Source organism: Kitasatospora sp. NPDC041917, from assembly GCF_055589745.1.
The window spans coordinates 1-1,844 of record NZ_JBVJBI010000104.1; the positions used below are offsets into that span (position 1 = coordinate 1).

The 1,844-nt window shown below is 57.1% G+C and carries 1 rRNA gene; it reads left to right on the forward strand.

Features of this window, described 5'->3' with window-relative positions:
- Positions 1 to 1,842, forward strand: a 23S ribosomal RNA gene (locus ACZ6EM_RS40325); the annotation flags it as partial.
- Between the last annotated feature and the right edge of the window lie 2 nt (positions 1,843 to 1,844).

The window sequence follows — 1,844 nt, forward strand, 5'->3', positions numbered from 1 at the left end:
AGGGCCAACGCCTGCTGTGATGGGTAGGGGAGCGTCGTGTGCCGGGTGAAGCGGCGGTGGAAACCAGTCGTGGACGGTATACGAGTGAGAATGCAGGCATGAGTAGCGATACAAGAGTGGGAAACTCTTGCGCCGATTGACCAAGGGTTCCTGGGTCAAGCTGATCTGCCCAGGGTAAGTCGGGACCTAAGGCGAGGCCGACAGGCGTAGTCGATGGACAACGGGTTGATATTCCCGTACCCGCTTTGAAGCGCCAACGCTGAACCTCTTGATGCTAAGCCCGTGAAGCCGTCCTGGAGCCTTCGGGCAAAGGGAAGTGGTGGAGCCGGTGACCCAACGGGGTAGTAGGTGAGCGATGGGGTGACGCAGGAAGGTAGTCCAGCCCGGGCGGTGGTTGTCCCGGGGTAAGGGTGTAGGCCGAGTGATAGGCAAATCCGTCACTCATTGAGGCTGAGACCTGATGCCGAGCCGATTGTGGTGAAGTGGATGATCCTATGCTGTCGAGAAAAGCCTCTAGCGAGTTTCATGGCGGCCCGTACCCCAAACCGACTCAGGTGGTCAGGTAGAGAATACCGAGGCGTTCGGGTGAACTATGGTTAAGGAACTCGGCAAAATGCCCCCGTAACTTCGGGAGAAGGGGGGCCATTCCTGGTGACGAGTCTTGCACTCCGAGCTGGGGGTGGCCGCAGAGACCAGCGAGAAGCGACTGTTTACTAAAAACACAGGTCCGTGCGAAGCCGTAAGGCGATGTATACGGACTGACGCCTGCCCGGTGCTGGAACGTTAAGGGGACCGGTTAGCTTGGATTCGTCCGGGCGAAGCTGAGAACTTAAGCGCCAGTAAACGGCGGTGGTAACTATAACCATCCTAAGGTAGCGAAATTCCTTGTCGGGTAAGTTCCGACCTGCACGAATGGCGTAACGACTTCTCGACTGTCTCAACCATAGGCCCGGTGAAATTGCATTACGAGTAAAGATGCTCGTTTCGCGCAGCAGGACGGAAAGACCCCGGGACCTTTACTATAGCTTGATATTGGTGTTCGGTTCGGCTTGTGTAGGATAGGTGGGAGACTTTGAAGCCTTGACGCCAGTCTTGGTGGAGTCGTCGTTGAAATACCACTCTGGTCGTGCTGGATGTCTAACCTGGGTCCGTGATCCGGATCAGGGACAGTGTCTGGTGGGTAGTTTAACTGGGGCGGTTGCCTCCTAAAGAGTAACGGAGGCGCCCAAAGGTTCCCTCAGCCTGGTTGGCAATCAGGTGTTGAGTGTAAGTGCACAAGGGAGCTTGACTGTGAGACTGACGGGTCGAGCAGGTACGAAAGTAGGGACTAGTGATCCGGCGGTGGCTTGTGGAAGCGCCGTCGCTCAACGGATAAAAGGTACCCCGGGGATAACAGGCTGATCTTCCCCAAGAGTCCATATCGACGGGATGGTTTGGCACCTCGATGTCGGCTCGTCGCATCCTGGGGCTGGAGTAGGTCCCAAGGGTTGGGCTGTTCGCCCATTAAAGCGGTACGCGAGCTGGGTTTAGAACGTCGTGAGACAGTTCGGTCCCTATCCGCTGTGCGCGTAGGAGTGTTGAGAAGGGCTGTCCCTAGTACGAGAGGACCGGGACGGACGAACCTCTGGTGTGCCAGTTGTCCTGCCAAGGGCATGGCTGGTTGGCTACGTTCGGGAGGGATAACCGCTGAAAGCATCTAAGCGGGAAGCCTGCTTCGAGATGAGCACTCCCACCTCCTTGAGAGGGTAAGGCTCCCAGTAGACGACTGGGTTGATAGGCCGGATATGGAAGCCCTGTGAGGGGTGGAGTTGACCGGTACTAATAGGCCGAGGGCTTGTCCTCAG